Genomic DNA, 25,422 nt, shown 5'->3' with positions numbered 1-25,422 from the left:
ACTAGCGGATTGCGCGCCAGGCTTCAGGCCTCAATCGCCCCCATAAGCGCTGAATGTGTGGGCGCAACTGTCTTGAGTTGCCTGCTCCGGCCCGATCGCCGGCAAGCCGGCTCCCACCCAGCACCTTGTGGGAGCCGGCTTGCCGGCGATTGGGCCGGTACAGCCAGCGAAAAACTGGCAGATGCCTTAAAATCGCCGCCTTTCACCGCAACCCGAGCCACCCATGCCTGACATCACCCACGCCCAGATCGACTGGGACGACCAGGGCCGCCCCCATTCGCGCCAGTACGACGACGTCTACTTCTCGAAGAACGAAGGCGTGGAGGAAACCGAGCATGTGTTCCTCGAGCAGAACCGCCTGCGCGAGCGCTTCGCCAACCTCGCGCCCGGCACCTGCCTGGTGATCGGCGAAACGGGCTTTGGCACCGGCATGAATTTCTATTGCGCCTGGCAGCTGTTCGCCGAACACGCGCCCCCCGAAGCGCGCCTGCACTTCGTCAGCGTCGAGAAATACCCGCTGACCCGTGATGACCTGGCCCGTGCCGTGCAGCTGTGGCCGGACCTGGCGCCCTATTGGCAGCCACTGCTGGCGCAATACGTGGCGGTACATGGCGGTTTCCAGCCGTTCAGCTTCGAAGACGGTCGCGTAACCCTCACCCTGCTGGTCGGCGATGTGCTCGAACAGCTGCCCCAGCTCGATGCACCAGTCGATGCCTGGTTCCTCGACGGCTTCGCCCCGGCCAAGAACCCCGACATGTGGACGCCGGAGCTGTTCGCGCAACTGGCCCGGCTTTCCCGCCCGGGCACCACCCTCGCCACCTTCACCACTACCGGCTGGGTACGCCGCGCCCTGATCGCCGCCGGCTTTGCCATGCGCAAGGTGCCCGGTATCGGCAAGAAGTGGGAGGTGATGCACGGCGAGTTCCAGGGTTGGCCGGCCGAACAGCCGCTGCCTCCGGGCATCGCCCCCTGGTACGCCCGCCCCGCCCTGCCCCAAGGCCCACGCCAGGCCCTGGTGATCGGCGCAGGCCTGGCCGGTAGCGCCACGGCCGCGAGCCTGGCCGCCCGTGGCTGGCAGGTCAGCGTGCTGGAGCGCCACGACGCACCGGCCCGTGAAGCCTCGGGCAACCCCCAGGGCGTGCTGTACCTGAAGCTTTCGGCCCATGGCACGGCGCTGTCGCAAATGATCCTCGCCGGCTTCGGCTACACCCGGCGCTGGCTGCAACGCTTGCAGCCCGGCCAGGACTGGGACGCCTGCGGCGTACTGCAGCTGGCCTTCGACGAGCAGGAAGCCCAGCGCCAGGCCAAGCTGGCCGAAGCCTTCGACAGCAGCCTGCTGCAGGTACTCGACCAGGCCCAGGCCGAAGCCGTGGCCGGCGTGGCATTGCCGAGCGGCGGGCTGTTCTACCCCGAAGGTGGCTGGGTGCATCCACCCGCGCTGTGCCAGGCGCAGTTGCGCCACCCGAACATCCGACTGCTGACGCACCGCGAGGTGATCGAGCTGCGCAAGGTCGATGGCCAGTGGCAAGCCTGGGATGGCCAACGCCTGCTGGCCAGCGCACCGGTGGTGGTGCTGGCCGGCGCCGCCGAGGTGCGCCGCTTCGACGCCTGTAGCGCGCTGCCGCTCAAACGCATTCGTGGGCAGATCACCCGGCTGCCGGCTACCGAGGCCAGCCGAGCGCTGCGCACCGTGGTCTGCGCCGAGGGCTACGTGGCGCCGCCACGGGGCGACGAACACACGTTGGGCGCAAGCTTCGACTTCCATAGCGACGACCTGACCCCGACCACCGCCGAGCACCAGGGCAACCTGGCGCTGCTGGACGAGATCTCCACCGACCTGGCGCAGCGGCTGCACACCGCTGGGCTTGACCCTGCGCAGCTGCAAGGCCGGGCAGCGTTTCGCTGCACCAGTCCCGACTACCTGCCGATCGTCGGGCCGGTGGCGCAAGCGCAAGCGTTCGCCGAGGCGTATGCGGTGCTGGCCAAGGATGCCCGCCAGGTGCCAGACACACCCTGCCCGTGGCTGGGTGGGCTGTATGTGAACAGCGGCCATGGGTCGCGGGGGTTGATCACCGCGCCGCTCTGCGGCGAACTGGTCGCGGCCTGGGTGTGCGGCGAACCGTTGCCAGTGCCTCGGGCAGTGGCAGAAGCATGCCATCCGAACCGGTTTGCGTTGCGCCGGTTGATTCGCGGTCGATAATCCAAGTTTGAGATCGGCGGCGCTCGATCTCACAGCCTATATAACAGATCGATCTAAAACTCTCACAATCCCCATGGGTCAGTTCCTTATGTGCCTCATTTCGGGGGCACATATTCCCCAACGGCAAAACCGGTAAGGACCTATGTGCGGATTAGCAGGAGAGTTACGTTTCACCCCCATCGACCAAGCCCCTCGCCCGGCGGACCTCGCCGCGGTGGAGCGCATCACCCACCACCTGGCACCCCGTGGCCCCGACGCCTGGGGCTTCCATAGCCAGGGCCCGATCGCCCTCGGCCATCGACGCCTGAAGATCATGGACCTGTCCGACGGCTCGGCCCAGCCGATGATCGACAACACCCTGGGCCTGTCGCTGGCCTTCAACGGCGCCATCTACAACTTCCCCGAGCTGCGCGAAGAGCTGCAAGGCCTGGGCTACAGCTTCTTCTCCGACGGCGACACCGAAGTGCTGCTCAAGGGCTACCATGCCTGGGGCGCGGCATTACTGCCCAAGCTCAACGGCATGTTCGCCCTGGCCATCTGGGAGCGCGACAACCAGCGCCTGTTCCTGGCCCGCGACCGCCTCGGGGTCAAGCCGCTGTACCTGTCGCGCAACGGCGAGCGCCTGCGCTTCGCCTCGAGCCTGCCGGCCCTGCTCAAGGGCGGCGACATCGACCCAGTGATCGACCCGGTGGCGCTCAACCACTACCTCAACTTCCATGCCGTGGTCCCCGCGCCGCGCACCTTGCTGGCCAACGTGCAGAAGCTCGAACCAGGCACCTGGATGCGCATCGACCGCCATGGCGAAGTGCAGCGCGAGACCTGGTGGCAGCTGCACTACGGCCCACACCCCGACGAACAGCAGCTGGACCTGGATGACTGGACCACCCGCGTGCTCGACGCCACCCGCGACGCCGTCGCCATTCGCCAGCGTGCGGCAGTGGATGTCGGCGTGCTGCTCTCCGGCGGCGTCGACTCGAGCCTGCTGGTGGGCTTGTTACGCGACGTGGGCGTGGACGACCTTTCGACCTTCTCCATCGGTTTCGAGGACGCCGGGGGCGAACGCGGTGACGAGTTCCAGTATTCGGACCTGATCGCCCGCCACTACGGCACCCGCCATCACCAGTTGCGCATCGACGAGCGCGAGATCATCGAACAGCTGCCAGCGGCGTTCCGTGCCATGAGCGAGCCGATGGTCAGCCATGACTGCATCGCCTTCTACCTGCTCTCGCGGGAAGTGGCCAAGCACTGCAAGGGTGTGCAGAGCGGCCAAGGCGCCGACGAGCTGTTCGCCGGCTACCACTGGTACCCACAGGTCGACGGCGCCGAGGATGCCTACACCGCCTACCGCGAAGCCTTCTTCGACCGCAGCCACGCCGAATACCGCGACACCGTCCAGGCCCCTTGGCTGCTGGAGACCGACGTGGCCAGCGAGTTCGTCCGCGAGCACTTCGCCCGCCCCGGCGCCAGCGAGGCGGTGGACAAGGCCCTGCGCCTGGACAGCACGGTGATGCTGGTGGACGACCCGGTCAAGCGCGTCGACAACATGACCATGGCCTGGGGCCTGGAAGCGCGTACACCGTTCCTGGACTACCGCCTGGTGGAGCTGTCGGCACGCATCCCGGCCCGCTTCAAGCTGCCCGACGGCGGCAAGCAGGTGCTCAAGGCTGCGGCGCGGCGGGTCATCCCCCATGAGGTGATCGACCGTAAGAAGGGCTATTTCCCGGTACCCGGCCTCAAGCACCTGCAAGGCGCCACCCTGGACTGGGTGCGCGAACTGCTGACCGACCCGAGCCAGGACCGTGGCCTGTTCAACCCGGCGATGCTCGACCGCCTGCTGAGCAACCCACATGGCCAGCTGACGCCGCTGCGCGGCTCGAAGCTGTGGCAGCTGGCGGCCCTGAACCTGTGGCTCAGCGAACAAGGAATCTGACCGATGAAAGCCCAAACAGCCTATGGCCAACGCCTGCTCCGCGGACAAGCGCCCTCCTACGAGCGCCTGCAGGCGCGCCTGGCAGGCGACGGCAGCGAACCCCACGACCAGCCGCGCGCCGTGCACTGTGGCTGGGGTCGCCTGTTGATCGGCCACACCTACCCGGACCCGGCAGTGTTGGCCGAGGCGCTGCTGGACGAGCACCCCGGCGAACGTGACATCGCCCTCTACGTGGCGGCCCCGCAACAGCTGCTGGCGCAGGCGCCGCAACAACTGTTCCTCGACCCCTCGGACACCTTGCGCCTGTGGTTCACCGACTACCGCCCGGCGCAACGGGTATTCCGCGGCTTTCGTATCCGCCGCGCCCAGGCCGAAGCCGACTGGCAAGCGATCAACGCACTCTACCAAGCCCGCGGCATGCTGCCGGTCAACCCTGACCTGCTCACACCGCACCACCTGGGTGGCCCGGTGTACTGGCTGGCCGAGGACGAAGACACCAACGCGGTGATCGGCAGCGTCATGGGCCTGAACCACAGCAAGGCCTTCGACGACCCCGAACACGGCAGCAGCCTGTGGTGCCTGGCGGTGGACCCGCAATGCAGCCGCCCAGGCGTTGGCGAAGTGCTGGTGCGTCACCTGGTCGAGCACTTCATGAGCCGTGGCCTGGCCTACCTGGACCTGTCGGTGCTGCACGACAATCGCCAGGCCAAGCGCCTGTACAAAAAGCTGGGCTTTCGCAACCTGCCCACCTTCGCCGTCAAGCGCAAGAACGGCATCAACCAGCAGCTGTTCCTTGGCCCTGGCCCGGAGGCCAAGCTCAACCCTTATGCCCGCATCATCGTCGACGAGGCCTTCCGGCGTGGCATCGAGGTGCAGGTGGACGATGCCGCTGCGGGCCTGTTCACCCTCAGCCTGGGCGGGCGGCGGGTGCGCTGTCGCGAGTCGCTGAGCGACCTGACCAGCGCCGTGACCATGACCTTGTGCCAGGACAAGCGCCTCACCCAGCATGCCCTGCACAATGCCGGGCTGCGGGTGCCGGTGCAGCAGCTGGCCGGCAATGCCGACGACAACCTGGCGTTTCTCGAAGAGCACGGCACGGTGGTGGTCAAGCCGGTCGATGGCGAGCAAGGCCAGGGCGTGGCGGTCAACCTGACCACCCACGAAGAGATCAGCCAGGCGATCGAGCAGGCCCGCCGCTTCGACAGCCGGGTGCTGCTGGAAAGCTTCCACCCGGGGCTGGACCTGCGCATCGTGGTCATCGGCTTCGAAGTGGTGGCCGCGGCGATCCGCCACCCCGCCCAAGTGGTGGGTGACGGCGAGCACAGCATCAAGGCACTGATCGAGGCCCAGAGCCGTCGGCGCCAGGCCGCCACGGGCGGGGAAAGCCGTATCCCGCTGGATGAGGAAACCGAGCGCACCCTGCGCGCCGCAGGCCTGGGGTACGACAGTGTGCTGCCGGCCGGCCAGCGCCTGGCAGTGCGGCGTACCGCCAACCTGCACACCGGCGGCACCCTGGAAGACGTCACCGAGCGCCTGCACCCCGTGCTCGCCGATGCAGCGGTGCGCGCAGCCCGGGCCCTGGATATCCCGGTGGTGGGCCTGGACCTGATGGTGCGCGATGCCGAGCACCCGGACTACGTGATCATCGAGGCCAACGAACGGGTCGGCCTGGCCAACCACGAACCGCAACCCACGGCCGAGCGTTTCATTGACCTGTTGTTTCCCCATAGCCGGGCGTTGGTCTGAGCGACGCCGTACCGGCCCAATCGCCGGCAAGCCGGCTCCCACCTGGGCTGCGTTGTTTTCAGAGACATCGCCATACCAGTGGGAGCAATGGTTTCTGAGCGCTGGCGCGCCCCCTGTGGGAGCCGGCTTGCCGGCGATGGGGCACCACCCCACTCATTGACCCAGAACGGAGGCCAGGACATGTCTGACCGACATCCCGAACCCGATCTCGACTACCTCAAGCGCGTGCTCCTGGAAATGCTCGCCATCCCCAGCCCCACCGGCTTCACCGACACCATCGTGCGCTACGTGGCCGAACGCCTGGAGGAGCTGGGCATCCCCTTCGAGCTGACCCGCCGCGGCACCATCCGCGCCACCCTCAAGGGCCGGCAGAACTCGCCGGACCGCGCCGTCTCGGCGCATGTCGACACCATCGGCGCCAGCGTGCGCCAGTTGCTGGACAACGGCCGCCTTGCCCTGGCCCCGGTGGGCTGCTGGTCCAGCCGCTTCGCCGAGGGCAGCCGGGTGAGCGTGTTCACCGACACCGGCGTGTTCCGTGGCAGCGTGTTGCCGCTGATGGCCAGCGGGCACGCCTATAACACCGCGATCGACCAGATGCCGATCACCTGGGAGCATGTGGAAGTGCGCCTGGACGCCTACTGCACCACCCGCGCCGACTGCGAGGCCCTGGGGCTGGCCATCGGTGACTTCGTGGCCTTCGACCCGCTGCCGGAGTTCACCGAAAGCGGCCATATCAGCGCTCGTCACCTGGACGACAAGGCCGGCGTGGCGGCGCTGCTGGCCGCGCTCAAGGCCGTGGTGGAAAGCGGCCGCCAGCCGCTGATCGACTGCCACCCGCTGTTCACCATCACCGAGGAAACCGGTTCCGGCGCCGCCGGGGCCCTGCCCTGGGATGTCAGCGAGTTCGTTGGAATCGATATCGCGCCGGTGGCACCGGGCCAGGCGTCCAGCGAACATGCGGTGAGCGTGGCCATGCAGGACTCCTCCGGCCCTTACGACTACCACCTCTCGCGCCACTTGCTGAAACTGGCCGGTGACCACGACCTGCCGGTGCGCCGCGACCTGTTCCGCTACTACTTCAGCGATGCCCATTCGGCCGTGACCGCAGGCCACGATATCCGCACCGCGCTGGTGGCCTTCGGTTGTGATGCCACCCACGGCTATGAGCGTACCCATATCGACAGCCTGGCGGCCCTGAGCAAGCTGCTGGCCAGCTACCTGCTGAGCCCGCCCGTGTTCGCCAGCGACTCGCACCCGGCCAACGCCTCCCTGGAGCGCTTCAGCCACCAGCTGGAGCACGAGGCGCAGATGGAAAGCGAGACGCGCGTGCCGCCGGTGGACAGTTTGGTGGGGAGGTCCTGAGGGGGTAGGCGCCTGTGAAACCGAGCGCCGCGCGGGCGGCGCTCGGTCTCCCAGGCGCTCAAGCAACTGCGCCGGGCACCTGCCAAAACAAACCCGCTACAGCTTTGCATCAATCTATGGGAGCATGCCGCTTCCCAGCCAAGACCGTGCGACCATGCTGATCCCCTACGACCAACTCGAAGCCGATACCCTGACCCGCCTGATCGAAGACTTCGTCACCCGCGACGGTACCGACAATGGCGACGACACCCCCCTCGAAACCCGCGTGCTGCGGGTGCGCCAGGCCTTGGCCAAGGGGCAGGCGTTCATCCTATTCGACCTGGAGAGCCAACAGTGCCAGCTGCTGGCCCGGCATGAGGTGCCCCGGGAACTGCTCGACTAGGTGTTCCTGGCCCGGCGCCCAGGCCGGCAGGCGCCCTCTTCGTTTGCCTGGTTGGCCTTGATGCGCCGGTACACCTCTTCCCGATGCACCTGCACCTCGTGTGGCGCGCTGATGCCGAAGCGAACGGCCTTGTCCTTGGACGACACCACCTTGATGTAGATGTCATCGCGAATGACGATGCCTTCTCCAATATCGCGTGTGAACACCAGCATGCTCCGATCCTCCAACCCAACGGAAAACCAGAGACTGCCTGGGGTACATTCGGCCGCACAATGCATCGACCCGTATTTAGATACTTCCTACACGATGCGGTAATTTTCCCTACAAATTCAGCCTTGTTGCAGGCGCGGACCGAAAATGATGAGGGTCGCCCCCAGCACGCACAACAATGCCCCCAGCCAGTCGCTGCCCAGCGGCCTGGCACGCTCCACCAGCGCCAGCCAAAGCAGCGAAGCGACGATGTAGATTCCGCCGTAGGCGGCATAGGCACGGCCGGCATAGGCCGCTTCGACGCGGGTCAGGATCAGGCCGAAGAGCGTCAGGCTGGCCAGCGCCGGCACCACCCACCAGGCACTCTTGCCCAGGCGCAGCCACAGGTAGAAGGCATAGCAGCCGCCGATCTCGAACAGCGCGGCGGTAAAGAACCAGACGTAGTTGATCACCCAGGCACCCTGCCAGCGAAAAGACGCCAGCATACCTGAGGGGCGCGCCGGGGCAAGCACCGCACCATCCGATGGAATCTTTCCCCTGGCGCGCCAGTCGGAATGATCAAGAGGCCAGCCTTTCCGAGCCCTTAACCCTCGAACAACGCAAGGATTCCGCCATGACCACGATCCTCATCATCATCCTGATCCTGCTGCTGATCGGCGGCTTACCGGTCTTCCCCCATTCGCGCAGCTGGGGCTATGGCCCGTCCGGCATCATCGGTGTGGTACTGGTGATCCTGCTCGTGTTGCTGCTTCTGGGCATGATATGAGCTAGAGCACTTCGGCATCGAAAATCAGGGTGACGCCGCCTCGGTAGGTGCTCCCCGGATTGCGGAGCATGGCTTCCAACATCAAACCACCGATCCAGAAATGCACTGTACCTGGCAAAGCATTGGTCGGTGAGTCCGGTACAAGCCTCATGGGGCTGCTTGCATCGGTGGACACTCTCTGCCGCTGCACTGGCCTATTGTTGTACTTCACATCTGCAGGGAGCGAGATCTGCACGACCACCCGAGACTCGTGCCCGTTTTCATTGCGCAGCTTGCACATACCTGGGACTAGGGGGAACGGATGTTCACAGGCCGCATACACGGTGAACGGGCCGGATGTCGTCAACCGAAACGGAAGGTCCCGCGCCAGTTGCGGCGGGACACGCCCACCCGGCCAGGCCAACCATCCGCCTGGCGGCTCGAGCACGGCCCGGTCGGAGCCGGGCGGGAAATCCACCTTCAGTTCGTGGCGCAGGTCCAGTTCGAAATCGATCGTCAAGCTAGTGCCAAGGCCCTCTACCCCCTCACCGAAATCAAAGTCGGCGCTGATACCTCCCACGGTGAAAAGCAGGCTTCCTCGGTATATGCCCGACACAATCTTGGTCGGCGAGGGCAAGCTCAGCTTGTAGCCAATACCCGTTCGACTTACGAGCGATTTCCTCCAGTCGCCAATGCTGCCCAATGGGCTGCTGGAGAAGCAGGTCTTATTACCGGGCCAGAACCGCCACTGAAAAACCCCTCCAAGGCCCGCCGGCGGAAAGGGCGCACGTTCAACGCCGCAACCATTAACATCTTGCGTAGCGATCGGGCTGTTGTTGTGCTCCGGGCTCGCGGCGGTCACGACTGCATACTGGCTGACATGAGTGATCTCGAACATCAGGTCCAAAACCTCGTTGCCTCCCTCGCGCCGCACTTGCAGTGCACGTGGCGGCGGGGCCTTGACGTAATACTGATCACGCGCGCCCATGTCCTTCCTGGAGATTTTGTAATAGGTGCCGAACGGCAGGTCCACTGCATTTTCCGATGCACTTTTGCACAAGGCGGGCCAGGTACTGCATATCCACTCATTGGACGAGCCGAACCGCACATACTGGTTGCCGGCGTCGGCCCGATAGCGTGCGCCGATGGTCAGGTCGGCTGCCTGCGCCGCAGGCAACAGGCACAGTACGAGCCAGGCGAAGACAGCGCGTACGGTGGCGGGCAGGTAACACAATCGCATCTTCTGATCACTCCTGGGAGGCCGGCCATGAAGCATGGCTGGGCGGGTCAATCCTTGAATGCCAGTTCCTGGCGTTGGCTGCCCTCCTGGAGCTCGAAACGGTATTCACGCCCAGGCTGTTGGGGGAACTTGCGGGTGACACCTGGCAACAGGTGGTACTTGGTCGCCGCCCCGCAGTCATGCCCATCGCGGTCGCAATGGCGGAAATTATCCAGCACCACGGTGGCGTTGCCCTGGTTGCTCACCACGAAATCGGCGCCTTCACGCAGCAGTGGCGTGCGGAAATGGCTACCCTTGGGGCGCACGAACAGCAGCGTGCCATAGCCTGCCAGCAACTGGACGCCCGCCTTGAGGCTGTCGCTGTAGTCCTTCGCTTCTTCCTCGCTGATGGCGAAACCGTCGTTCGTTTCCGGCAGCACGGGCACGAAGCGCAGGCGGAAGTAGCGCTCCTTGTCCCGCTCGCCCCGGTAGAGCAGGCGCACCGACTGCATACCCCTGGCCGGCACGATCAGCCGCGCGGGGCTGGCGATCACGCCGCGCTGGTCGAGGGGCTGCTTTTCGAGGTCCACCTCACGGGGTTCGCCGTCAGGCCCGTAGATCAACTCGGCAACGCTGACCTTGACGAAGGCCGTGGCATCGCCCGCGTTGTAGATGCGCTTGAGCACCGTGCTCTTGCCTTCATCCAGGTAGTCGTACAACGCGCCGACGTTGAGCTCCGGCCCGGCCTGGGCCACCAGCGGTGCCAACAGCAACGCCAGGCAGAATGATTTGAAGGGTTGCATCGTCAACCTCCCTATTCGTGTTTATCCAACCCTGGCCTATAGCCCGGGCATCCGATTGCCAGCCACGTCAGCCTCGACCGACATCGCCCCGGTCGGCCAGGCTGGCGGTGCGACAGACCTGGTCGCCGGCCATCACCACATCCCCCTCATGTACCAAGGTGTCCAGCGGCAGGCTCAACAGGCAACTGACGGCGCCGGCCTGGCGGATCTCCAGGGTGGGTGTCGTCTGGCTCATCTCCACCGAGAAATAACCATCCACTTCGCTCACGCCGCGACTGGCATGGTTGATCACATGGGCCCCGCGGATGGGCTGGCCTTTTTCGTCGATCAACCGGCCCAGCACGGTGACCGTGCGCATCACGTGCAACTGGCGGTACTCCACGCCACCGCGGTTGAGGTGGTAGTCGAGGCTCGACGGCTGGATCACCGCCGCCGGGGCATCGCCGCCCTCGAAATCGAACTGCACGTAACCGGACTTGAACGCGGTGACCGGGATGATGTTGCGCCCTGGATGCAGGACGGCACTGGTACCTTGGTAGTCGTCGGCACGCAGCTTCACGCCTTGCATGTCGGAATCCACATCGACGATCAGGCCTGCCTCATGGGACAGGTATTGGCCGCTCAGGGCCAGCTTGCCTGCGCCGAAGGCGGCCATGCTCTGCAGGTTCAGGCCACCGCTGAGCGCGTTGTCGATCGTCGAGGTCTGGGCATAGGCATCGCCTTGCAGGCTTTCGCCCAGGAACTGGGCATTGCCACCGAACCCGATGCCGTAGCGGTCGAAGGTGGTACTGGCGCCGACGCTTTGCAGCGGGCCGAAGTCGACCGCTTGCTGGTAGGAAAGCGACCCATGCCGGTCGCTGCCACCGTCGCGCGAGGTACGGCTGCCAAGGCTCGCGGCGATCCGTTTGCCGGGCCCGCCAAGGTTCATGCTGAGGCTCAGGTTGACGCCCCGGCTGCGCGCCTCGCCACTACTGGACGTACCCGGTCGGTCGAACACCGACAGTCGCCAGTTGGTGTCGGAGCCGAGCATCTTGCCGTAGAACACCCAGCCCAGGTCGATGCCCGTACCACTGGCCGCTCCGCTGCTGTGGGACAGGCGTACGGTCGCACTGCTGCGCTGGGTGACCCGGTGGTTGAGCGACAGGCTCGACTGGCTGCGCTGCTCCTGCACGGACGGCTCGCCCCGCACCCGCCGGCCGGTCTCGAGCCACGACTGGCTATGGCTCACTACCAGCGAGCCCTGGTCATAGGTATGGATCGCTTGCAGGTCGTACCCGGTACCCCGCTCCTCGGTGTAGTTGATGTTGCCGTAGAACTTCAGGCGTTCGAGCACATCCCAGTCCAGCGACGTGCCGTACTGCATGCTCTCGTCCACATGCTGCGCCGAAAGCCCGAGCACGGCGCGCGGATGCAGGAGGTAGTTGGACATCACCCCGGCGCCAAGCCCATCGCGGCGCTCGTAGTCCCAGTTGTTCAGCAGGCTGGTCTGCTGGCCGAGGTAGAGGTTGTAGCGCCAGCGACTCTCGGGGTTGCTCCAGTTCGACGGCTTGTAGATGAACGCCTCGGTGCGCGAGGTCTCCTGGCCGTCCTCCAGCAGGCGCACCTCCACCTGGTAGATCCCGCCGGGCAACACCCGGGTGTCGAGGGTCTGCAGGCCCGGCTGCACCGGCTGGCTGTTGATCAGCACGCCGTTGCGATAGATCTCGGCGATGCCCTGGCGGTTGGGCGTGACGTAGATCGGCGTGGAACTGGGCTGGCCGTTGTCGATCAACAGGCTGTCGCTGCTGCCGAACATCACGCCAAGGGTCGTGTCGGGACTGTCGCCCAACAGCGTGGGCTGGCGGGTCAGACCCTGTGCGCCCGGGGTGAAATAGCCCAGACGAAAGAAATTTTGTTCGAGCAGGCGCTCGACGTAGAGCTGGTCCATGCGATAGCGCGTGCCATCCTCGCCCTGGCTGACCCGGTCGGCCTGGGCATCGGCGTAGGTGGTCCAGTTGCCCAGGCTGCCCTGGCCCTGGAAGGCGACACGGCCACTGGTGTCGGTGCCGTCATGCACCAGGTTGAGCTGGTTGCGCAGCAACAACCCGAGGCTGCCACCTTCAGGCATGCGGTGATAACGCACCTGCTGCCCCTCCTTCTCGGCGTTGGAGGTCAGCAAGGAAAGCTGGGAGTTGGCCAGGCTGTAGTGGATGGCCTGCAACCCGTCCGGGCAGTTTTTCGTGCAATCGCCCAACAGGCGCCCGGCGGCCAGCCGCTCCTGCCAGACGCGGCGCAGCGCAGGGGGCTCACGGCTGTCCATGACATCGGTGAACTCGAGCATCTGCACACGTTCGTCACGGGTCAAGATAACCATGGCGTCCCCCAGGTAACGCCCATCCAGCTCGACCCGGACCGCCAATGGCACATCGAAGAAATGCGCCTCGAACTCCCGAGGCAGGCCTTCGAACTGGTGCACCACCGACGGCGGGGTTGGCGCCTGCGCCCAGCCTTGCAAGGGCGCCAGGCAGGCACCCAAGGCCAGCCAATGGCGTAGGCGGCGGTAACGTGCAGAGAAGTGGAACATGACCTTTTCCATAGGCAATGCCCGCCCCCGACTGCCCGGCAAGTGCCGAGCAGCCAAGGGAGACTATGGATGTTGAAGGGGGTATGGAAGCGAGGAGAATCAGGCGCCGCCAGGTGCTGCGCTTTCGAACATCATGTTGACCATGCCCATGTAGTTGCCCGGCACATAGCCCCCTGCTGGCTTCTCAGCGGTGATCAGGAAGTCCATCGTGGTGCCTGCACTGGCCTGCGCCTGGTTGAGTAGTTCTACCGGGGTAAGCCCCAGGTCCTTGCCTGCCATGTTGACCTTCAGGCCGAACTTGTCGATGCCGCTGACCACTTCTGGCTGGGTAGTCAGGAACGCCTTGATCGGGCCAATGGTGCTCTTGGCCTGGAACTGGCGGCGTACCTCGCCGAATTCCCCGCGCTGGGAATTGAACTGCAGCTCCTGCGGGTCGTTCATCCAGTCTCCGACCGGCTCGACATAGAACTGCGCAGTCGGAACCGTAGCGATGACCTGGATCTGCTTCTCGATGGTTTCAGCGGCAAATGCCGAGCCCGCGGCCAACGCCAGGAAAGGGATAGCCAGAAAACGCGCTTTCATTCATTCATCTCCTTGAAAAACTGAAAATTTCAATCAGCACTTGGTGGCTGACGGAGAGAATTATCGGCAAGGGCCGCAGCCACAAAATACAGGACCGCTCCGAGCGTTTTGTGGAAATTTCCCACCCCCGATCGTTCAACCCTGGCCGGGTGCGCTGCGGGCTGCCTCCTCAGCCAGTTGCCGCTCCAGGCGCATCATCACCCGCCGCAGCGCCTGCACATCCCGACGCAACGTACTGATGACCACAGGCTTGGCCGCACAGCTGCGCTCGAGCTGTTCGCACAGGTCATACAGACGATCGGCCCGGGCGATGCGCGCCCCGCCCTTGACCCGATGCGCCAGCTCAGCCAAGGCCAGCGCATCGTCGCCCAGCGACTCCAGGCGTTGCAGGTCCTCCCGGTTGCTGCTGCGCAGGTCGCGCAGCAAGGCCTTCAGTGCGGCCTGGTCCTTGCCTACCAGATGATTCAAGTGGGCAAGATCGAGCATCGGTTGCTCCTCGCTTGCCGCCTGCATGCAGCTGGCCAGGGTACGGTGCAGGCTGTCCAGCCCGAGGGGCTTGAACAGGCAATCATCCATGCCGACGGCACGGCAACGTCGTCGCTCGCGCGTCATGGCGCTGGCCGTCAGGCCGATCAACCGACACCGCGGCCGGCCGCTGCGCCGCTCGTGCTCGCGGATCGCCCGAGCCAGGGCGTAGCCGTTGAGCCGCGGCATGTTGCAATCGCTGATCACGACGTCGAAATGCTCCTTCAGCCACAAGCGCAGCGCCTGCGCACCATCTTCGGCCACCCGCGCCTGGTGCCCGAGGAAGTCAAGCTGCTGGGCCAACAGCAGCCGGTTGGCCGGGTAGTCATCCACCACCAGGATCCGCAGGCGCATCTCGGTGCCCGTGACACAGGGGGCATCGACAGGTTCACTCGCCTCGCCTTCGGGCAACAACGCCAGGTCGAGGTTCACTTCTACCCGCGTCCCCTGCCCCAGCACACTGTGCAGACGCAGCCCCCCGCCCATCATCTGGCACAGGCTACGGCTGATCCCCAGGCCCAGGCCGGTGCTGCTGCGCGCGGACTGGCGCTGGTTGCTGGCCTGGTGGAACAACTGCCCGAGCGCCTCGATCTCCGAGGCGTCGATGCCGATACCGGTGTCCTGAACATGCAGCTCCACCTGCAACCGTTGCGCCTGCGCCTTGGCTTGCAGCACGACCCGTACCTGCCCCTGCAGGGTGAACTTGATGGCGTTGCTCAGCAGGTTCGCCAGCACCTGCTTGAAACGCAGCGGGTCGAGCATCACATGGGCGTCCACCTGCCCGTGGGTCTCCAGGTGCAGCTCCAGCCCTTTGCCCTTGGCCTGCTGCTCGAACAACTGCACCACCCGCGCCACCTGGTCATACAGGCGTACGCGCTCGAGCATCAATTGCAGGTGCCCGGCCTCGATGCGCGCGATATCGAGTATGTCACCGATCAGCTCGAGCAGGCCGCGCGCGGCATCGCTGGCCACTTCGATGGCCAGGCGGTCGAGCACGCCATGGGCGGCCTTGCGCTGGGCCAGCTCGAGCATGCCCTGCACGGCGTGCAGCGGGGTACGGATCTCGTGGCTCATGGTGGTGAGGAAATGGGTCTTGGCCTGGTTGGCCTGCTCGGCCTCCTGCTTGGCCCTGCGCAGTTGCAGCTGTAGACGTCGCAGGTAGCGGATCCAGAGCATGGCCATGAACAGCAGGGCCATCGCCACGGCGAAACCGACCATGACCTTGGCGCGATAGCGCGGCCACATGCCATCGGCGACGATCATCGGATTGCGCCATCGGCGCACCAGCGAGTCGATTTCCTGTGGCGCCAGGCTGAGCATGGCCTTGTTGATGATCCCCTGCAGCTCGGTGGCGCCGCGTACGCTGGCCAGGGCGAAGTGAACTGGCGGCAGGGCCAGGCTGGCGCTTATCTTCAGGCGCCCGGGGTACCAGCGGGTGATCAAGGGGCGCGCATCATCGAAGGTCAGCACTGCACCTTCGACCTGGCCGCGGGCCAGCGCATGCAGGGCCTCCAGCGGCGTGGCCGTTGGCACTTGGCGAATCAACGGGTAGCGTCGCCCCAGCTCATCCTGGACGGCACTGCCCTTGACCAGGGCCAGTCGCCGGCGTTCGAGCTGCGCCAACTCGACCGGGGCGCTGGGTTCGTCACGGGTGACCAGCACCCGCGATGCACTCAGGTAGGCACGGCTGAAGGCCAGCTCGCGCCTGCGCCCTGGGCTGTCCGGCAAACCGGCGATCAACTGTGCCTGGCCCTGGCGCAGGCGGTTGGTCATCTGTTCGATGGTGCCACCGGGTTGCACATCGAAATGCAAGCCCGTGCGGCGACCGATCAGTTGCAGGATATCCAGGCTCATGCCGCGCCACTTGCCATTGGCATCCCGGTAGCTCAAGGGCAGCAGCTGCTCGTCCGCCAGCACCGTGACACGGGGGTTGTCGTGCAGCCAACGCTCCTCGGCCTCGCTCAGTTGCAGCGGCTCGGGTTGGTGGGTGTCGATCACGATGGGGCGCCAGCGCTTGCGCACGCCCAGGTGCTGGGGCACCGTGAGGCCTTCCAGGGCCAGGTCGACCAGTTGCGCCAAGGGGCTGCCATCATCGGCCATGGCAAACCCGACGCCCTGTTCAGGCAGCCCTGCCCGGCCGATTTCCTCGATGCTCCCGGACTGGTTGCGCCCGAGCACGTAGCGCACCCCCAAGGCACTGCCCAGGTAAAGGTCGGCCTGGTCGAGCGCCAGCGCGGCCAGGGCGCTGGCCGGCGACGGGTAGGTCTGGATCTGCGCCTTGGGGTAGCGGGCGCGGACTTGCGCCATGGGCCGATAGCCCTCCAGCATCGCCAGGCGGAACGGCATGTCGGCGCTGGCCACGGCATGGCCGTTCGGCGTCGGGCCAAGCAATGTCGGCTGGTCGCTGGCGTAGGGCCGGGACAGGTGTAGGCCGGCTTCCAAAGCGCGTTGCGCGGTCACCGAGCCGAGCAGGTCGATACGGCCAGCGCGCAAGGCAGTGGCGGCATCCTCGAAGCTGCGGAACACCTCGACCTGCACCTGCAAACGCAGCTGCGCAGCCAGAAGGCCAGCATAATCGGCGGTGATGCCTTCGAATGACAAGCCGGTGCCGAGGATATCCAGGGGTGGGTTTTCTCGATTGACCACCCCCAGGCGCAAGGTCCGGTGCTCCCACAGCCAACGCAGTTGCCGGTTGTCCAGTTCGGGGCTGGCCCCCGCCGGGAGCGTGGCCGGGGTGAGCAGTGGTCCGCCATGGGCGAACGCTGCGGCGATGCTATAGAGCAAGGCCGCCAATAAGAGACGTAAGGGCACGGGAGGGGTTCTAGATCAGGCAGTTACGGCGTGCGAGGTCGGCCAGCTCGATCACCGAGCCCACCCTGAGTTTTTCCAGCAGGCGCGTCTTGTAGGTGCTGATGGTCTTGTTGCTGAGCAGCATCAAGTCACCGATGGCCTTGTTGCTCATGCCACGGGCCAGGTATTGGAGGATGATCATTTCGCGATCGCTCAGCGATGCGATGAGCTGGGCCTCGCTGGCGACCCTGTCGCCGTGGTTGACGGAGCTGAACGACACGTCCGGGAAATAGCTGTAGCCCGACCGCAGGGCCCGCACTGCCTTGCTCAGCTCCTGCAGGTTGTCGCTCTTGGACAGGAACCCCGATGCACCTGCGCGCATGCAGCGCAGGGAAAAGTATTCGGCCAGCTGGGAGGTGAGCACCAGCACCTTGGGCGGCCGCGGCATTTCACGGATACGCACCAGTACCTGCAGCCCGTCCATGTCCGGCAGGACAAGGTCCAGCACCACAAGGTCCGGCGAGCACTCGCGAACCAGGCGCACGGCATCGACGCCGTTGTCCGCCTGGCCGACCACCTCCAGACGGTCCTGGCGCAGCTGAGTGCTCACGCTGGAACGAATGAAGGGGTGGTCGTCCACGATCAAAACTTTCATGGAGTGTCATCCTTTACAAATCAGCATTTGGCCTTGTAGGAATCTGATAGTGGCCAATTGACTACCAAGGAACTATTGTTCGCCGATTGATGCGCATGAATAGTCGGACACCTCCTAAACTAAGTAAGAAATTTCCGATGATTACGTCAGACAACTTCCAGCACTCGAACAGCCAATAGGTGCATGTCGCAGCGGCGTATTGCCGAATCGTACGAGCATCGAAACGCTATATGGCTGCGTCGAAAATCACGTTGACGAACCCTTTGTAGGTGCTGCCGGGATGTTCGAGCATGCGCGATACGTCCTCGCCGTCAACCTTGAAGTGCAGCGTGCCGGGCTGGTTGCGCAAAGGCTGACTGGGAACGAACAGACGCTTGTCGCTCTCGACAGTGGGCAACGGGACCCTGACCGCCCTGCGACGCTCGGCGGTCGCCCCGTTCAAGGTCATCTGCACGGTGACCGGCACCTCATGGTCATTCTGGTTGCGCAAGCCGCAGCTGTCGGCGGTGAGCGTGTACTGGCAACTCAGGTACACGCCAACAGGACCGTCGATGGAAATACGAAACGGGATATCGCGTGCGAGCAGCCTAGGGGGCTTGCCGCCGGGGTAGTTGTTCCAGCCACCAGGTGGTTCCAGGATCGCGCGGTCGGTGCCTGGCGGAAAGTCCACCTGGATATCGCGGCTGACGGTCAGTTCGACCCAGACATCCAGCTGGCTGTCAGCGATGGTCACCCATTTCCCCAGGTCGATGTCCCCGCCATCGCCGACGCGATAGGAAACCTTGCCGCTGTATCGCCCGGGCTTGAGCTGCTGCAGGGGCGGCAAGCCCAGGTGATAGGACGCGCCGATGTCCCGTGCAGTGGCCCTGTATGCGTATGGTCGCGGCGGAAGGCTGGCGTAACAAGGGCCCCCACTGTTGCTATCGATCTCCAGGACGAACTTCGCCCACGCCACATTGTTCGGCCCCCTGCGAAGAACCGAGCAACGACCATAAAAAGGCAAATGAGCCGGGTTATCTTCAATGCGAGATGTTTCTACCGATGCGCCCAAGGTCAGGAACTGGAAATCGAACGGGTAGGAATCACCCGTCATGCTTGACAGTGTTCCCGTTTGCTTGGGGGGCAGTTGGTAGTACAGCTGATCCCTTTGCCCCCCGTTGTAGTTGACTGTCTTGTAGTAGTTGATCGGCAATGCCACGGTCTGGCCGTTGCTGCACAATTCCGGCCAGAGGCTGCAATAAGGCGCCGGCGGCGAATCGAACAGCAGCTTCCCATCACGGTAGACCACGTTGATCTGCACCTGCGCGGCCTCGGCCAGGCCCGCACCGAATATCGCCAGCCAGGCCAGCAAACCGCCACGCAACCACTTGGCGACCTGGGCGCCCACACGTCGCTTCATGTTTCTCATGACTCCTCACGACCGTTCGCCTGCCCCGGGCACTGCCCGACACAGCAAAACCAACAGCATGAGGAAAACGCCGAGCTACTCGAATAGGATGCTTCCTGGCGCCTTGATGAAATTTCCTATCGCCCTATACGTTCCCGAAAGGGAAAGCGTGATGAGCCCAAGCCCAAGCGTGAATGAGACGGCTCCCAATGAATCGGCGAAACCTCCTACCTTGCTACGAAACGTCCTAGGCCAAAAGAAAACGCCCCGGCGAGCGGGGCGTTTTCTTTCAACAAACAACGGTCAGTGCGACACCGCCCCACTGGCCCCCAGGCCGGTCTGCGAACGCACGAACTGCGGGAAGAACAGTGCACGCTCGTCTTCGGCGGCCTTGGACTTGTCGGTGACCGAGAAGAACCAGATACCGACGAAGGCGATGAGCATGGAGAACAGCGCCGGATATTCGTACGGGTAGATGGCTTTCTCGTGGCCAAGGATCTGCACCCAGATGGTCGGGCCGAGGATCATCAAGCCCACCGCGCTGACCAGGCCCAACCAGCCGCCGATCATGGCGCCGCGGGTGGTCAGCTTCTTCCAGTACATCGAAAGCAGCAGTACCGGGAAGTTGCAGCTGGCCGCGATGGAGAACGCCAGGCCGACCATGAAGGCGATGTTCTGCTTCTCGAACAGGATGCCCAGGCCGATCGCCAGCACGCCCAGGGCGATGGTGGTGATCTTCGAGACGCGGATCTCGTCCTTCTCGTTGGCCTTGCCCTTGCAGATCACGCTGGCGTACAGGTCATGGGACACCGCCGAGGCGCCGGCCAGGGTCAGGCCGGCGACCACCGCCAGGATGGTGGCAAAGGCCACTGCCGAGATGAAGCCCAGGAACACGCTGCCGCCCACGGCATTGGCCAAGTGCACCGCCGCCATGTTGTTGCCGCCGATCAGGGCGCCAGCGGCGTCCTTGAAGTCGGGGTTGGTGCTGACCAGCAGGATCGCGCCAAAGCCGATGATGAAGGTCAGGATGTAGAAGTAGCCGATGAAGCCAGTGGCGTAGAGCACGCTCTTGCGCGCTTCCTTGGCGTCGCTGACGGTGAAGAAGCGCATCAGGATATGCGGCAAGCCAGCGGTACCGAACATCAATGCCAGGCCCAGGGAGAATGCCGAGATCGGATCCTTGACCAGGCCGCCCGGACTCATGATCGCCTCGCCCTTGGCGTGCACCTTGATCGCTTCGGAGAACAGGGTGTTGAAGTCGAAGCCCACGTGCTTCATCACCATCAGCGCCATGAAGCTGGCGCCGGAGAGCAGCAGCACGGCCTTGATGATCTGAACCCAGGTGGTGGCCAGCATGCCGCCGAACAGGACGTACAGGCACATCAGGATACCCACCAGGATCACCGCGACGTGGTAGTCCAGGCCGAACAGCAGCTGGATCAGCTTGCCGGCACCGACCATCTGGGCGATCAGGTAGAATGCCACCACCACCAGGGAGCCTGAGGCCGACAAGGTGCGGATCTCTTTCTGCCCGAGACGGTACGAGGCGACGTCGGCGAAGGTGTACTTGCCCAGGTTGCGCAGGCGTTCGGCGATCAGGAAGAGAATGATCGGCCAGCCGACGAGGAAGCCGATCGAGTAGATCAGGCCATCATAGCCGGAGGTGAACACCAGGGCGGAAATTCCCAGGAAGGACGCTGCCGACATGTAGTCACCGGCAATCGCCAGGCCGTTCTGGAAGCCGGTGATGCGGCCACCGGCAGCGTAGTAGTCGGAGGCCGACTTGTTGCGCTTGGAGGCCCAGTAGGTGATGCCCAGTGTGAAGCAGACGAAGGCCACGAACATGACGATCGCCGAGACGTTGAGCGGTTGCTTGTGCACCTCGCCGGTCAGGGCATCGGCGGCCCACACGGCGGGTGCGAAAGCGCCGCAGGCCAGGACGGCCAGGGCTTTGGCTGAGTGGCGGATCATTGCTGCGCCTCCTTCAGGATGGCCTTGTTCAACTCATCGAACTCGCCGTTGGCACGGCGTACGTAGATGGCGGTGAGGACGAACGCCGCGACGATCAGGCCGACGCCCAGGGGGATGCCCCAGGTGATCGACGACTCGGGGCTGAGCTTGGCGCCCAGTACCTGAGGGCCATAGGCGATGAGAAGGATGAAGCCGCAGTAGAGGCCGAGCATGATCGCCGAGAGAATCCAGGCGAAGCGCTCGCGCTTGGTGACGAGCTCCTTGAAGCGGGGGCTGTTCTGTATCGATTGGTAGATGCTGTCGTTCATTGTTGTTGTCCTAGCAGCAGCACAAATAAGGGAGAACCCGCCCTTACTTTATGCTGCCGAAGGCTGCCAACCAGACGACCTTAGTCTTAGATGAGAAAGTGTTTTACAGGATCGGTAACAACCCAAATAGCCCAATCGCGAGTGCAATCGCTGGACCTGTGGGAGCGGGCTTGCCCCGCGATTGGGCCAGCACATCCAGCAATAAATTCAGATCGGTCACTGTCCCCCTGGCAACTACCTTTTGAGTGGATAACCATCGCCCGAAGGAAACCGACATGGACCGTCCCCACTCCAGGTTGCTACGTCGCGGCCGCTACTCCGAGCCGGGTAGGCTCTACCTGCTGACCACCGTTACTCTGCAACGAAAACCACTGTTCCTGAATTTTCACTACGCGCGTCTGGCGGTACGCCAATTGCGCCAGGCTCAAGAAGAGAAAGCCTGCCGATCTCTCGCCTGGGTGATCATGCCCGATCATATCCACTGGCTCATCGAACTGCGTACAGGGACCTTGAGCACCCTGATGCGCCGGTTCAAGTCGCGAAGCAGTCGTGGTTTGTACAAGGCGGGATATCGTGAACGGATCTGGCAATCCGGGTATCAGGACAGGGCGTTGCGCAGGGAGGACGATGTTCGCAACGTGGCACGCTACATCGTTGCCAATCCTCTGAGGGCAGGCTTGGTCAAGCGGCTTGGAGAGTATTCCCATTGGGATGCAGTGTGGCTGTGAAGGCCCAGTCGCGGGACAAGCCCGCTCCCACAGAAGAGGGTGGTGCCAGCCACTTGTTCTCTGCGCGACAGCGCAGCCCGAAGGGCTGCAGCGGCTAGATGGCAGGGTGACTGTGGAAGCCCAATCGCGGGCCAGCCCCACAGGGGCCAGTGCAATCGCTGGACCTGTGGGAGCGGGCTTGCCCCGCGATTGGGCTACAGGGCAATTATTTGCCGGTCCATTCCTTCACGCGGTCAGGGTGCTTGGCGACCCAGTCCTTGGCGGCGGCTTCGGGTTTGGCGCCTTCCTGGATGGCCAGCATGACTTCGCCGATCTCATCCTTGGAGTTCCAGTGGAAGTTCTTCAGGAACTCGGCCACTTCCGGTGCCTTGCTCGCCAGCTCCTTGCTGCCGATGCTGTTGACGGTCTCGGCGGCGCCATAGACGCCTTTCGGATCCTCGAGGAACTTGAGTTTCCACTTGGCGAACATCCAGTGCGGCACCCAGCCGGTCACGGCAATGGACTGCTGCTTGGCATAGGCACGACCCAGCTCCGCGGTCATCGCCGCGCCAGAGCTCGCCTGCAGCTTGTAGCCGTCCAGGGCGTAGTCCTTGATGGCCTGGTCGGTCTTGAGCATCACACCGGAGCCGGCGTCGATGCCGACGATCTTGTGCTTGAAGCTTTCGTCGGTCTTGAGGTCGGCAATGCTCGCGGCCTTGACATACTCAGGCACGATCAGGCCGATTTTCGCATCCTTGAAGTTGGGGCCGTAGTCGACCACCTTGTCCTTGTTCTTGCCCCAGTACTCCCCGTGGGTGACCGGCAGCCAGGCCGACAACATGGCGTCGAGCTTGCCGGTGGCCACACCCTGCCACATGATGCCGGTGGCGACGGGCTTGAGGTCCACGTCATAACCGAGTTTCTGCTTGATCACTTCGGCGGCCACGAAGGTGGTTGCCACACTGTCGGACCAACCATCCACGTAACCAATGCTTACTTCTTTGGCCATTGCCTGCGCAGCGCTCATGGCCAATACCAGGGCTGCACCCACTCCCAGGAAACGTCGCATTTTCATCAAAGCATCCCCTCGTCAGGTCTCGGAAGTTGCATCATCAACTTCACACAATAGCCGACCTGCTCTGTGCGCGACCTTTATCGAACGATCAGCGACAGCACTTCGCCATCAGTGCGCCAGCTTTTCCCTACCCTGCGTGATCCTTGCATGGTAGATGCCTGATCTAGAGCGTTTGCAGCTATCATCTAGCCTTTTGCCGCCGATGATGGACCGCCCGATGCCCCGTGCCACCCGCCTGCTGCCTGTGTACCTGCTCGCCTGCCTGCTGGCCCTGGCCGGGCTCGGCGCGCTCTGGTACGGGCTCGGCAAGCCGGTTCACCTACCCGACGCGGCCAGCTCGACACACAAGCTGCAGTGCGCCTCCTACACCCCGTTCGACAAGGACCAGTCGCCGTTCGACCAACCGTTTCGCCTGCGCCCGGCGCGCATGGATGCCGACCTGGCCCTGCTCGCCGAGCGATTCCAGTGCATCCGCACCTATTCGATGACAGGCCTTGAGGCCATCCCTGCCCTGGCCCGCAAGCACGGGCTGAAGGTGATGCTCGGCGCCTGGGTCAACGCCAACCCGGTGGACACCGACAAGGAGGTCGATGCCTTGATCGCCTCGGCCAATGCCAACCCCGACGTGGTCACTGCGGTGATCGTCGGCAACGAGGCGTTGCTGCGCAAGGAAGTGACCGGCGAACGCCTGGCCGCCCTGATCGCCCGGGTGAAAAGCCAGGTGAAGGTCCCGGTGACCTATGCCGATGTCTGGGAGTTCTGGCTGCAGCATCCCCAGGTGGCCCCGGCGGTGGACTTCCTGACCATTCACCTGCTGCCCTACTGGGAGGACGACCCGCGCGGCATCGATGATGCCCTCGCCCACGTGGCCGACGTGCGCCGGGTGTTCGGCGAGCGCTTCGCCCCCAAGGACATTCTCATCGGCGAAACCGGCTGGCCCAGCGAAGGCCGCCAGCGCGAGACTGCCGTGCCGAGCCGGGCCAACGAGGCACGGTTCATCCGTGGTTTCGTGGCCTTGGCCGAGGCCAATGGCTGGCGCTACAACCTGATCGAAGCCTTCGACCAGCCATGGAAACGCGCAAGCGAAGGTGCCGTGGGCGGCTACTGGGGGCTGTACGATGCCGACCGGCAGGACAAGGGCGTACTTGAAGGCCCAGTGAGCAACCTGCCCTACTGGCGCCAATGGTGGCTGGCAGGCGCCAGCTTGATGGTGTTCACCTTGTTGCTGGCCGGCCAGCCCGCGAACCGTCGCGCAGCGCTGGCGTTGCCGCTGTTGGCCGCTGTAGGCGCAGCCAGCCTCGGGTTGTGGGGCGAGCTGATGCGCACCCATGCGCGCTTTGCCGCCGAATGGGTGTGGGCAGCAGGGTTGGCCGGGTTGAACCTGGTGGTGTTGGCCCATGGGGCGCTGGCCTTAGCGGCGCGTGATGGCTGGCGTCAACGCTTGTTCGCCTGGCTCGAGCAACGGGCGGGGTGGTGGCTGCTGGCCGCAGGTTTCGCGGCAGCCGTGAGCATGCTGGCGATGGTGTTCGATGCACGTTATCGCAGCTTCCCTACACCGGCGCTGGTGCTGCCGGCGTTGGTCTACCTGCTGCGGCCGGTGGCGGCACCGCGGGCGGAAGTGGCCTTGCTGGCGTTCATCGTCGGGGCGGGGATCGCGCCGCAGTTGTTCATCGAAGGGCTGACGAGCCAGCAGGCGTGGTGCTGGGCGGTCGTGAGCGGGATGATGGTCGTGGCGTTGTGGCGAAGCTTGCGCAAGGCGTGAGGATCGAGCGCCGCCCGCGCGGCGCTCGATCTCACAGGCAGCCCCCGTATCAGGCCGGCTGTCTGACCAACCGCAACCCCGACAGCACCACCGCGAACACCGCAAGGCTCGCGGTATACAGCACCAGCGCCGGCAGGCCGAAGACCAGCCCCAGCAGCGCCAGCCACCAACCGCCGCGTCCCGGTATCACCTGTGCCAAGAGCGAGGCGCCCAACGCGGCCCACCCCAGCACCTGGTAATGGATCCCCAGGCCCAACAGCGAACGGGCCTGGCATTGCCAATGTTCTCCCGGCACGCTGCACAGCCCGACCCAACGGCCATCCTCCATCAGCCCATAGCGCACGCCATAACTGGCCGCCAGCCACAATGCCAGGAACAGCAGCATGACAACGATGGGCAACGCACGGGACATGACAGCCTCCAAAGGTCGAAACGTGCCGCCAGCATAATCGGCCTGCAGCGCCACGCAAGGCAAAATCCGTGAGTTGCAGCTATGTTCG

Annotated in this window: 21 protein-coding genes; 8 read left to right on the top strand and 13 right to left on the bottom strand. The window is 64.5% G+C overall.

The window, feature by feature from the left end:
- The first annotated feature begins 223 nt into the window (after positions 1-223).
- The 5 genes from mnmC (at position 224) to ACXHGZ_RS04955 (ending at position 7,620) form a co-directional block, all read left to right on the top strand.
- Entirely contained in the window at positions 224-2,200 is a 1,977-nt protein-coding gene (gene mnmC / locus ACXHGZ_RS04975; protein ID WP_480462703.1) for a bifunctional tRNA (5-methylaminomethyl-2-thiouridine)(34)-methyltransferase MnmC2/FAD-dependent 5-carboxymethylaminomethyl-2-thiouridine(34) oxidoreductase MnmC1, read from the top strand.
- Positions 2,201-2,342: 142 nt separating this feature from the next.
- Complete coding sequence (locus ACXHGZ_RS04970) at positions 2,343-4,130, top strand: N-acetylglutaminylglutamine amidotransferase (RefSeq protein WP_480462701.1); 1,788 nt, start codon at positions 2,343-2,345, stop codon at positions 4,128-4,130.
- Positions 4,131-4,133: 3 nt separating this feature from the next.
- Complete coding sequence (ngg, locus tag ACXHGZ_RS04965; RefSeq protein WP_480462699.1) at positions 4,134-5,876, top strand: N-acetylglutaminylglutamine synthetase; 1,743 nt, start codon at positions 4,134-4,136, stop codon at positions 5,874-5,876.
- A gap of 180 nt (positions 5,877-6,056) precedes the next feature.
- Positions 6,057-7,238: an osmoprotectant NAGGN system M42 family peptidase gene (locus ACXHGZ_RS04960; protein WP_084854895.1), complete on the top strand. Its 1,182-nt coding sequence runs from the start codon at positions 6,057-6,059 to the stop codon at positions 7,236-7,238.
- Between the two features lie 154 nt (positions 7,239-7,392).
- Positions 7,393-7,620: a YheU family protein gene (locus ACXHGZ_RS04955; protein WP_084854894.1), complete on the top strand. Its 228-nt coding sequence runs from the start codon at positions 7,393-7,395 to the stop codon at positions 7,618-7,620.
- On the opposite strand, the gene csrA is transcribed toward ACXHGZ_RS04955, so the two are convergent.
- Both csrA and ACXHGZ_RS04945 read right to left on the bottom strand, forming a co-directional pair.
- Positions 7,617-7,832 (bottom strand): carbon storage regulator CsrA, encoded by a 216-nt coding sequence (csrA, locus tag ACXHGZ_RS04950; RefSeq protein ID WP_084854893.1) that lies wholly within the window; start codon positions 7,830-7,832, stop codon positions 7,617-7,619. The two genes, ACXHGZ_RS04955 and csrA, sit on opposite strands and share 4 nt — an antisense overlap.
- A 117-nt stretch (positions 7,833-7,949) precedes the next feature.
- Positions 7,950-8,282 (bottom strand): YnfA family protein, encoded by a 333-nt coding sequence (locus ACXHGZ_RS04945; RefSeq protein WP_480463992.1) that lies wholly within the window; start codon positions 8,280-8,282, stop codon positions 7,950-7,952.
- 161 nt (positions 8,283-8,443) lie between these two features.
- Here ACXHGZ_RS04945 and ACXHGZ_RS04940 point away from each other — a divergent pair, with 161 nt between their 5' ends.
- Entirely contained in the window at positions 8,444-8,596 is a 153-nt protein-coding gene (locus ACXHGZ_RS04940) for a DUF3309 family protein (RefSeq protein WP_003252624.1), read from the top strand.
- A gap of 1 nt (position 8,597) precedes the next feature.
- Here ACXHGZ_RS04940 and ACXHGZ_RS04935 read toward each other — a convergent pair whose 3' ends face one another.
- The 9 genes from ACXHGZ_RS04935 to ACXHGZ_RS04895 form a co-directional block, all read right to left on the bottom strand.
- The gene (locus ACXHGZ_RS04935) at positions 8,598-9,815 is read right to left on the bottom strand and encodes a hypothetical protein (protein WP_480462697.1); all 1,218 of its coding nucleotides are present in this window, start codon (positions 9,813-9,815) and stop codon (positions 8,598-8,600) included.
- A 47-nt stretch (positions 9,816-9,862) separates the two neighbouring features.
- On the bottom strand, positions 9,863-10,597 hold the full coding sequence (locus ACXHGZ_RS04930) for a molecular chaperone (protein ID WP_480462695.1): 735 nt from the start codon (positions 10,595-10,597) through the stop codon (positions 9,863-9,865).
- A gap of 67 nt (positions 10,598-10,664) precedes the next feature.
- Entirely contained in the window at positions 10,665-13,160 is a 2,496-nt protein-coding gene (locus tag ACXHGZ_RS04925; protein ID WP_480462694.1) for a TcfC E-set like domain-containing protein, read from the bottom strand.
- A gap of 99 nt (positions 13,161-13,259) precedes the next feature.
- Positions 13,260-13,742, bottom strand: coding sequence for a CS1 type fimbrial major subunit (locus ACXHGZ_RS04920; protein WP_480462692.1), 483 nt, complete (start codon positions 13,740-13,742; stop codon positions 13,260-13,262).
- A 135-nt stretch (positions 13,743-13,877) separates the two neighbouring features.
- Positions 13,878-17,078, bottom strand: a complete 3,201-nt coding sequence (locus ACXHGZ_RS04915; protein ID WP_480462691.1) for a transporter substrate-binding domain-containing protein — start codon at positions 17,076-17,078, stop codon at positions 13,878-13,880.
- 10 nt (positions 17,079-17,088) lie between these two features.
- The gene (locus ACXHGZ_RS04910) at positions 17,089-17,712 is read right to left on the bottom strand and encodes a response regulator (RefSeq protein WP_480462689.1); all 624 of its coding nucleotides are present in this window, start codon (positions 17,710-17,712) and stop codon (positions 17,089-17,091) included.
- 226 nt (positions 17,713-17,938) lie between these two features.
- Positions 17,939-19,111: a hypothetical protein gene (locus ACXHGZ_RS04905; RefSeq protein WP_480462688.1), complete on the bottom strand. Its 1,173-nt coding sequence runs from the start codon at positions 19,109-19,111 to the stop codon at positions 17,939-17,941.
- A gap of 291 nt (positions 19,112-19,402) precedes the next feature.
- The gene (locus tag ACXHGZ_RS04900) at positions 19,403-21,070 is read right to left on the bottom strand and encodes a cation acetate symporter (protein ID WP_480462686.1); all 1,668 of its coding nucleotides are present in this window, start codon (positions 21,068-21,070) and stop codon (positions 19,403-19,405) included.
- Positions 21,067-21,378, bottom strand: coding sequence for a DUF485 domain-containing protein (locus ACXHGZ_RS04895; protein WP_084854883.1), 312 nt, complete (start codon positions 21,376-21,378; stop codon positions 21,067-21,069). Before ACXHGZ_RS04895 ends, ACXHGZ_RS04900 begins: the two co-directional genes overlap by 4 nt.
- Positions 21,379-21,653: 275 nt before the next feature.
- Between ACXHGZ_RS04895 and ACXHGZ_RS04890 the strand changes: the two genes are divergently transcribed.
- Positions 21,654-22,106, top strand: coding sequence for an REP-associated tyrosine transposase (locus ACXHGZ_RS04890; protein ID WP_480462685.1), 453 nt, complete (start codon positions 21,654-21,656; stop codon positions 22,104-22,106).
- A 205-nt stretch (positions 22,107-22,311) separates the two neighbouring features.
- Here ACXHGZ_RS04890 and ACXHGZ_RS04885 read toward each other — a convergent pair whose 3' ends face one another.
- On the bottom strand, positions 22,312-23,160 hold the full coding sequence (locus ACXHGZ_RS04885; RefSeq protein WP_224458275.1) for a glycine betaine ABC transporter substrate-binding protein: 849 nt from the start codon (positions 23,158-23,160) through the stop codon (positions 22,312-22,314).
- Positions 23,161-23,365: 205 nt separating this feature from the next.
- Between ACXHGZ_RS04885 and ACXHGZ_RS04880 the strand changes: the two genes are divergently transcribed.
- Complete coding sequence (locus ACXHGZ_RS04880) at positions 23,366-24,922, top strand: glycoside hydrolase family 17 protein (RefSeq protein ID WP_480463990.1); 1,557 nt, start codon at positions 23,366-23,368, stop codon at positions 24,920-24,922.
- Between the two features lie 49 nt (positions 24,923-24,971).
- On the opposite strand, the gene ACXHGZ_RS04875 is transcribed toward ACXHGZ_RS04880, so the two are convergent.
- Positions 24,972-25,334: a hypothetical protein gene (locus tag ACXHGZ_RS04875; RefSeq protein ID WP_480462684.1), complete on the bottom strand. Its 363-nt coding sequence runs from the start codon at positions 25,332-25,334 to the stop codon at positions 24,972-24,974.
- Positions 25,335-25,422: the final 88 nt, after the last annotated feature.

It is taken from the genome of Pseudomonas shiyinii, assembly GCF_056725765.1.
Note: the sequence above shows the minus strand (reverse complement) of the source record. Positions and strands in the feature narration are given on the sequence as shown.